Raw genomic sequence first — 8,162 nt, 5'->3', positions numbered from 1 at the left:
AACCATTTTCTTCATTGTGATATACTAACTTTTTAATTGTTCCTTTTATAAGAGTAAATTCTTCTTCCATTAATTCCTTTGTTCCTCTATACTCTAACTAAATATTAACCTTCAACATTCATACCTACAATAGGTTATTTTAAGTTAGCACTATATTATTTTAACCCATACCTTGCGGGTTCTTGGTCCGTCAAACTCACAAAAATATATTCCCTGCCAGGTACCAAGTTTTAATTTGCCATCTTCGATAATAACATTTATTGAAGAACCTATCATGCTTGATTTAATATGAGCAGATGAATTACCTTCAGTATGGCTATAATTATCATCAAATGGCACTATTTTATTCAGTTCAGTCAAAATGTCTTTATGTACACTTGGATCTGCATTCTCATTTATGGTAACTGCGGCTGTTGTATGTGGAATAAAAATAATACATAATCCTTCCTGCTGTTTGCTTTCCTGAATTATTTCCTGGACATTAGAAGTAATATCAACCATCTCTGTTCTATTATTTGTGGAAACCGAAAATGTTTTTACCATAACAATCTCCTTATATTATCACCCATTTACTATAATTTATTTAAGTCTATCATATTTTATATTCTATTCATAGGTAAATAGAAAATGACATAAAACCAGATTAATATTATTAATATTAATAGAAATTATATTCATAGATGAATGCAAGGTTTATTCTGAAAAAAGCTTTGTCTTCAATGAATATTCTTGACTGACTTACTTTTTTTGATATAATACTAAGTATTATTAGTAACTATTAATATAAACAATTTAATAAGGAGGTTTTATGAAAAAAAATATCATTTTACTGACCAGTTTATTACTTATTAGCTGTCTTACACTAACTGCTATTACTTCTACTTATCTTACTCAGGCAGATGCAATTTATGAAGAGGATAATCTGGAAAAAGTAGGAGAATCAATCCCTCTCTATCGCAAAGCTGTGGAAGAAGATCCTGACAGCTATGAGGCCAACTGGAAAATAGCCAGGGCTTTGAGAGAATATGCAGACCTTTCTATGCAGGCTGATGTGGAAGACTGGGATGATATTTGTGAAGATTATGGAAAAGAAGGTTTGGATTATGCTGAAATCGCAATAGAGTTAAATCCTGATGGGGTTGAGGGGCATTATTTCTACGGACTATGTGCCGGAACATATTCTGACGGAATTAGTATTTTAAAGGCTATCAGAAAAGGCTTAAAAAAGAAGACCGAAAGGGCCTTTGAAACAGCATACGAAATTGACAAAATGTATGGAGATGCCGGCCCTATCCTTGCATTAGGCAGAATGTGGCATCAATTGCCCTGGCCTTATCAAAAGGAAAAAACCTCAGAAAAGTATTTCGAGGAATATTACCAGCATTTCCCGGATAATCCCCAGGGACTGGTATACTATGCAGAATTATTGGATGATCGAAACAAGGAAGAACAGGCAAGAGAATTATTAGAGAGAGCAGCCCAAAGTGACCACCCTTATTTCAGCAAAAAAGCAAAAGAGTTATTGGAAGACTTATAAACTAATACTTTAACCAAATAAACAAAAAGGTCAGAATTTTATATTAATCTTCTGACCTTTTCTTATTACCTGATTTAAGTGCATTTTCTTGATTAGCCCATTTCTTTAATTCAACCAGGCTTAAAATCGCTCCGATGAATATATTTATATAAAAAGTAAACAATCTCCAGCCACCAACGTAGATACCTAAAAGATGTTCTGGAACAAAAAAGGAAAATAAAGAAACAAATCCGACTTCAGCCGCTCCACTGCCCCCGGGTGTAGGCAAAAAAGGTATAACAAAAAAAATTAGCACCTGAATAACAATGACTAAAACAAAGTCTAATTCAATTCCCATTGCTAATAAAAGTATTGGTGCAATTAAAAAAAATAAAAGCCAATATATTACAGTATATAATATGGATAGAATCATTTCTTTTGGATGTCCCAACAGAAGATGGAAGCTTTTATTAAATTGCGATGCTTGTTTCTTTAACCATTTGACTTTTTTTTCAATACCAGGTTTGCTGAGATATTTATTAAAAAAGGATACTTTATTTAACCATTCAATAATTGTGTTTATTTTTTGGGGATTATTGACTATCAAAATAAATATTAAAACAAATATTGATGAAAAAAACATTGCTCCAACTAATAAAACCCAGGAGAGTACTTCGTATTCATCTAATGAATCTTTAAAATAAAAGAACAATACAGGGGTTGCAATAAAAAAGATAATAGATTTTATAATAGGCCTTATTGTAGCTATCATGGTAGCTTTACCTATAGGTATATCATTTTTGACAAATAATGCTATTTGGCTTGGTACTGCTCCAGAAAAATAAGGAGTAATTCCACCCAAAAAATAACTGATGTAATATATTTTTACTGACTCCCAAAAATCTATCTTTTCATCAATAGCACTGGCAACGACCTTTATCCTCAATCCTTCTACTAAAAATGCAATAAAAATAATACTTGCAGCTAAAAATATATATTCTATATCCATTTGCTGGAAGCTTTTCAAAGTATTTTTATCAATAGTCAGTAAAAAGACTAACAGAAATACTGCCACTCCTATTGTCAGTGAAATTATTAATCCTCTAATTATCTTTTTTTTACTGAGAATATCTTTATCCAATACTATCTCCAGGCATTATCATAATCTGATTATTTTTTATACAACCCTTTCCCTGTTAAAATAAATAAGATAGAATAAATTAATAGCTATAGGGATAAACAAAATAAAAAATTTAGATTAATTATTATACTACAGTATTTTATAATAAGTTAAAAGTAAAAAATAAAAGTAAAAAAATGTTTAAAATTTTAAAAAATCGTAATTTTATATTGCCCCTGGCCTTTTTTATGGGGCTTGTTTTCCCGAATTTGGCCCAATATTCCAAACCACTTACTATCTCTGCACTTGCTTTAGTTATGGCTATTTCACTTATAGATATTTCAACTAATAGTATGTTGGAATGGAAAGAATCAACCAGACCTATAATGATTGGTATTATCTTAAACTATGTGATCCTCGGTGCAGTTATAGTGCTTTTCACTTACCTGCTAATTCCCGAAAGGTCTCTGCAAATGGGTATGATTCTGGTGGCTGCCTCCCCTCCTGGAGTAGCAATTATGCCTTTTTCTGCTATTCTTTCCGGCAATATGATTTTTTCGCTTTTTGCAACTTTTGGAGCATATTTGGCAGCAATAATAATTACCCCGCTAATAACTATTTTATTTACCGGTGCCAGGGAATTTCCTTTTTCCAGTCTTGCGCTGAATCTATTTTATTTAATCATTTTACCCATTATTTTTTCCAGATTTATGCGTACCAAAAAAATTTTCTCTTTTTTAAAATCATGGAGAGGCACTATTGTAAATTGGGGCTTGTTTGTGGTTATCTTTACTGTTATCGGAATAAATCAGGTAAGCTTTTTTACAGACCTTGACAATTTACTAAGAATCGCATTTATTGCCCTTCTTACTACCTTTCCTCTTTTTTATTTGTTAAAAGTAATATTTAGGGGCTTGGCTATTAAAAAAAGTGATGCAATTACCATGATGCTATTAGGAACCATTAAAAATGCTGGTTTTGCTTCCGCACTGGCTATGAGTCTTTTTAGTGATTCATCTTCTTCAATACCCGGAGCTATCGTTAGTGCGGTCTACGCATTATATATGATTTGGTTGGGTACAAATGAATAGTAATCAAAAAAAACCAGCGGTTAATTTTCAAAAAATGCTGGATGAAAAAATTAATGAAATTAAAAAAAATAACCATACTCCAAAGCTTTTGTTACATAGCTGCTGTGCCCCCTGCAGTACTTATGTAATTGAATACCTTTCACAATTTTTTTCTATTACAGTATTTTTTTATAATCCAAATATTCATCCTGAAGAAGAATACATAAGAAGATTGAATGAACAGAAAAAATTAATTGAACAATTTCCTGTTCAAAATAAGATAACATTCATTGAAGGCAAATATGAACCGGAAGTCTTTTTTAAAGAAGTAAAGGGATTTGAAAATGAGCCCGAGGGTGGGAATAGATGTTTGAAATGTTTTTATCTTCGCCTGAATAAAACAGCACAAAAAGCACAAGAATTGAAAATACCGTTTTTTACTACCACACTCACAATAAGCCCTCACAAAAATGCGATAGCAATAAACCAGATTGGAGAGGAAATGGCAAATAAATATCAGGTTAATTATCTGTTTAGTGATTTTAAAAAAAAGGACGGATTTAAGCGTTCTATTGTCTTATCTGAACAGTATGGATTATACCGGCAAAATTATTGTGGCTGCGTTTTTTCAAATAACAAATAACTTTACATTATATTATCAAGCTATTAATTATGGAGAATTAGATCTTTTTTGTACCCGATAGCTGCCTGCTTTTTATTATTATTTTTCCTGTTATAATATTTTTTTGGTGAGGTTAAATCTTGAACCGTTCAATAACATTAACCTCACCAAATTAATAAATTTATTTAAATTAATTAAATCTTAAGTAGAGCGAATTTCCTGACGCATAAAAACAATATAAGAAATCGCAAAACAAATCAACGTTAGGGCTATCAAAGCAACAAATTGTGGCCAAACTACTAATAAGCTCTGTCCGATACTAAGTGGGCTCAGTATTACATCTGAACTTTTCAAAGCTGATGCTATTCCGAAAAATCGCACTGATGGATTCAAAATAGCAGTAGTGCTTTCCTGAAATAATATCAAAGGTGAAATTCGTAAAATCATACTTCTCACATCTTCATTTTTTGCAATCGCATCCAACGATGCATCCTGCCGGATAGGAGCAACCTGGTCTGCAACAACATTCGCTACCATAAGAATAAAAAATGTGAAAAATATCCATACCATAATTGAAACCAGTGCTGATGTAGCTGTTTGCTTGAAAATAATCGAGAATAAAATTCCCAGTCCCATCCAGAAGCCGATATAGATAATACTTAGCATAAAAAATAATCCGATTCTGACTAATTCGTATACACTTGGAATTATCCCAAATATAATTAATTCTAATCCAAAGATGATTATTATTATGCTTATCAGCATAACTGCAATAGTAGTTAACCCAGCAAGAAATTTACCGTTTATCAAGGCATCACGATATACCGGTTGTGATAACACAGTGCTCATTGTTCCGCTTGTTCTCTCACTATTAATAGCATCAAACCCAAATATGATTCCAATTAATGGTCCAAAAAAGCTTACAAAGAAAATAAAGGAAGGAAGTGTCCCACCTGAAAATGTAAATAATTTCAGGAAAAGATTCTCACCTGCAAACTGGTTTACATCATTACTGATATTTTGACTTAAAACAAAAATAATCGAACCAGCTGTTAGAGCAACAATCATGAATATTATAATAAACTTTTTGCTTCCCAAATAATCAGCCAACTCTTTCCAATAAATAATGTTTAAACCAGACATGATTAAGATTCCTCCCTAAAGTATTTTGTATATATTTGCTCCAGTGAAAGTTCTTTTGCCCTTTTTTCAACCCTTAGAATGCCATCAATTTTTTGGATATCCTGAATTAATCTTATAACATCTTTATCTTCCTGGTAACTAATTTCCAATCTGTTACTTTTTTCAGGTAATATCTCCTTGCTTATTTCTTCCAGGGAACCATTTGCAACCATCTTCCCTTTTGAGAAAATGCCGATCTTGCTGCAGATTTTCTGAACCTGATAGAGCAAATGAGAACATAGGAATATAGTAATGTTCTCTTCCTTGTTAATTTTAATTATGAGATCTAATATTTCCTCAACGCCTTTGGGATCGATTCCCGTCGTCGGCTCATCCAAAATTGCCAGTTTTGGCTTTTTTATGAATACGGTACCAATCCCCAGTCTTTGTTTCATTCCCTTGGAAAATTTGCCAACTTCAACATTTGTTACATCTTTTAACCCTACTAAATTAAGCACTTCATCTATAGTATCTTTTGCTTTTTTTTCGGGAATATGATTTAACCGGGCAATATAGGATAGATTTTCAAAAGCACTCATATCTTCATAAAATCCTACTTTCTCCGGAAGATAGCTGGTAATTCTTTTAACCTGTAAAGGTTCTTTTGTTGAATTATAACCAAAAACATTTACTTCTCCAGAGCTTGGCTCAGTCAAACCCAATATCATCAATATAGTAGTTGTTTTTCCGGCACCATTCGGACCAAGAAAACCAAATATTTCACCCTGGTTAATTTTTATATTCAAATTATTCACCACCGGTGTTCCGTTATATTTTTTTGTTAATTGTTTTGTTTCCAAAACAGCCTGAATATTATTCATTTCTGCACCCCCTGCAATTTATTCTTTTTTTATCTACGTCTTAATTTAACAAATATACCAAACAGGATGGCAAGTATTGCAATTATAATAGCTACACCGATCCATCCCCATTTTGTTGGAACATTTACGGTGGTTCTGAAATCAATTTTCTTTATATCCTGTGTTCCACTGGCATTAACGGTTATCATATAATCACCTGGTAATGTATTTTGAGGGACACTTATTGTCATAGTGACTTTTTCTGGTTTCTGGGTTTGTGCCAAGGATGGCAGTTCTTCAATTTTATCTGGATTAAATTTTACATCCCATCCTTCCGGAACACTGCTTACAAAACTGATATTGTCAATAGATGCTGAACCTTCATTCCAAATATAGAAGTAGTATTCTTTTTCTTCACCGGCAACAGCCGAAAGTTTAAGATTTCCAGTTTCTGTTCCTAATTTTAAAGTATAAGTTCCGGTAACTTTGGCAGTTAAATCAAGTGATTTCTGTAGCTCCCCGGCTTGAGCAATAAATTTCAATATATATTCATTCTTCTCAGCAGTGAATGGTGGAGTAACAGTCAATAAAATGGTTTCACTGGCTCCTTTGTTTATTTTAATTGCTGATATTTTTTCCTCTTCTCTCCATCTCGGACTAATAGAGGCTCTCCAGCCCTGGGGAATATCGACAGCAAAATCCATCACCTGGTCTTCTTCAGTTTCATTTTTAACTTCTATTTCAAATTTCATTGCATTACCAGAAGGGCTTTCAACAGACGGATATTTAGTGTTTAAAAGAATTTCATTAGTCTCCTCCTCAATTTCATCCTCTGTCTTCTCAGTTACATTTAATACTAGATCAAGGGTCTTATTTATTTGACCATCGATAGTCTCTGCTTCAATAGTAAATACATATTCATCTTTTTTTGTTTCGATTTTTTCAGGAACCTCGATATGCAGATTCAGCGTTTTGCTGTTATCAGGGTCTTTCGATAAAAGATTAACCTGTCTTACTTCATAGCCTCTATAGCTCTTATTGCGCAAAACAACATTCCAATTTTTTGCATCGGCATCAGGAATCAAATTTATGCGAATATTTTCGTGCTGATCACCAGTATTGATAATTTTTACTTCAATGTCAGTACTGGTATCTTCCTCAAGGATTAAATCTGAAAACTCACTGTAAACAACGAAATCCCTTTCTTCTGTTTTATTTCCACTTATCTGTGCTGAACAGAAAAAGAAATTCATTGAAAATAAAGTAATAATTAGTAGTATAAAAAATACAAAACCTTTAATTTTTTTATTCATTAGTATTACCTCCCAATATTATATTTTTTCTTTAAATTTAAATTAAAGCTTTTATATCTTTTTAGTTTTCAAAATTCTTTTTGGAGTTTTTTGGAAGTTATTATGTGCTATTAGCACATATTTACTAATAAAATTTTACTAAAAATTTCTTTGATGTCAAGAGGCTATATAAATATTTATAATAACTAATTTTATCTATTGCTCATTGTAATAAAATCTCTATTATTATCACCCTGATTGAGCAGTTATGATTTTTATAAATTATTTACTGTGATGAATTATACCCCTGATTTAATCTGAAAAATCGAGGGAAAACTGTTGTTTTTCTGTGACCTCAGGCACATTCAATAATACCTTTTCCCGTAAATGCTCTTTGTTTTTAAAGCCTCCGGATTGAAATGTTTCACACTTGTTGATTAATTCAGAGGAAAGAGGGATAAAATAGATATGCTTTAACTGAAAAACTGAGTGTTGGCGCATTTCCTTTTTCATAATCATCTCATACTGATTTTGCCCTTTATTGCTATTGATATTGTTTC

Annotated in this window: 9 protein-coding genes; 3 read left to right on the top strand and 6 right to left on the bottom strand. The window is 32.1% G+C overall.

Annotated features, from left to right (window positions below; all coding sequences use genetic code 11):
• Positions 1 to 150: 150 nt before the first annotated feature.
• Positions 151 to 543, bottom strand: a complete 393-nt coding sequence (locus tag PHQ99_07255) for a secondary thiamine-phosphate synthase enzyme YjbQ (GenBank protein ID MDD4289366.1) — start codon at positions 541 to 543, stop codon at positions 151 to 153.
• Positions 544 to 808: 265 nt separating this feature from the next.
• On the opposite strand from PHQ99_07255, the gene PHQ99_07250 reads away from it, so the two are divergent.
• Positions 809 to 1,537 carry a hypothetical protein gene (locus tag PHQ99_07250; GenBank protein ID MDD4289365.1) on the top strand — a complete coding sequence of 243 codons (729 nt, stop codon included), beginning with the start codon at positions 809 to 811 and terminating at the stop codon, positions 1,535 to 1,537.
• Between the two features lie 43 nt (positions 1,538 to 1,580).
• On the opposite strand, the gene PHQ99_07245 is transcribed toward PHQ99_07250, so the two are convergent.
• Positions 1,581 to 2,657, bottom strand: a complete 1,077-nt coding sequence (locus PHQ99_07245; GenBank protein MDD4289364.1) for a lysylphosphatidylglycerol synthase transmembrane domain-containing protein — start codon at positions 2,655 to 2,657, stop codon at positions 1,581 to 1,583.
• A 176-nt stretch (positions 2,658 to 2,833) separates the two neighbouring features.
• On the opposite strand from PHQ99_07245, the gene PHQ99_07240 reads away from it, so the two are divergent.
• Positions 2,834 to 3,727: a hypothetical protein gene (locus PHQ99_07240; GenBank protein MDD4289363.1), complete on the top strand. Its 894-nt coding sequence runs from the start codon at positions 2,834 to 2,836 to the stop codon at positions 3,725 to 3,727.
• The gene (locus PHQ99_07235; protein MDD4289362.1) at positions 3,720 to 4,349 is read left to right on the top strand and encodes an epoxyqueuosine reductase QueH; all 630 of its coding nucleotides are present in this window, start codon (positions 3,720 to 3,722) and stop codon (positions 4,347 to 4,349) included. Before PHQ99_07240 ends, PHQ99_07235 begins: the two co-directional genes overlap by 8 nt.
• Positions 4,350 to 4,529: 180 nt before the next feature.
• Here the strand turns inward: PHQ99_07235 and PHQ99_07230 are convergent, their stop codons facing one another.
• The 4 genes from PHQ99_07230 to PHQ99_07215 form a co-directional block, all read right to left on the bottom strand.
• Positions 4,530 to 5,471: an ABC transporter permease subunit gene (locus PHQ99_07230; GenBank protein MDD4289361.1), complete on the bottom strand. Its 942-nt coding sequence runs from the start codon at positions 5,469 to 5,471 to the stop codon at positions 4,530 to 4,532.
• A gap of 2 nt (positions 5,472 to 5,473) precedes the next feature.
• On the bottom strand, positions 5,474 to 6,331 hold the full coding sequence (locus tag PHQ99_07225; GenBank protein ID MDD4289360.1) for an ABC transporter ATP-binding protein: 858 nt from the start codon (positions 6,329 to 6,331) through the stop codon (positions 5,474 to 5,476).
• A gap of 29 nt (positions 6,332 to 6,360) precedes the next feature.
• Positions 6,361 to 7,623, bottom strand: a complete 1,263-nt coding sequence (locus PHQ99_07220; protein MDD4289359.1) for an NEW3 domain-containing protein — start codon at positions 7,621 to 7,623, stop codon at positions 6,361 to 6,363.
• A 291-nt stretch (positions 7,624 to 7,914) separates the two neighbouring features.
• A partial coding sequence (locus PHQ99_07215; protein MDD4289358.1) for a hypothetical protein occupies positions 7,915 to 8,162 on the bottom strand: 248 nt, incomplete at its 5' end.

Source organism: Atribacterota bacterium, assembly GCA_028703475.1.
Classification (GTDB): domain Bacteria; phylum Atribacterota; class Phoenicimicrobiia; order Phoenicimicrobiales; family Stramentimicrobiaceae; genus JAQVMU01.
This window is presented reverse-complemented; position numbering and strand designations above follow the sequence as displayed.

What these genes read in the sequence shown, in the direction of transcription:
- PHQ99_07255 (MDD4289366.1), bottom strand. Translation starts at nt 543, where the DNA reads ATGGTAAAAACATTTTCGGTTTCCACAAATAATAGAACAGAGATGGTT.
- PHQ99_07230 (MDD4289361.1), bottom strand. Translation starts at nt 5,471, where the DNA reads ATGTCTGGTTTAAACATTATTTATTGGAAAGAGTTGGCTGATTATTTG.
- PHQ99_07250 (MDD4289365.1), top strand. Translation starts at nt 809, where the DNA reads ATGAAAAAAAATATCATTTTACTGACCAGTTTATTACTTATTAGCTGT.
- PHQ99_07220 (MDD4289359.1), bottom strand. Translation starts at nt 7,623, where the DNA reads ATGAATAAAAAAATTAAAGGTTTTGTATTTTTTATACTACTAATTATT.
- PHQ99_07240 (MDD4289363.1), top strand. Translation starts at nt 2,834, where the DNA reads ATGTTTAAAATTTTAAAAAATCGTAATTTTATATTGCCCCTGGCCTTT.
- PHQ99_07225 (MDD4289360.1), bottom strand. Translation starts at nt 6,331, where the DNA reads ATGAATAATATTCAGGCTGTTTTGGAAACAAAACAATTAACAAAAAAA.
- PHQ99_07235 (MDD4289362.1), top strand. Translation starts at nt 3,720, where the DNA reads ATGAATAGTAATCAAAAAAAACCAGCGGTTAATTTTCAAAAAATGCTG.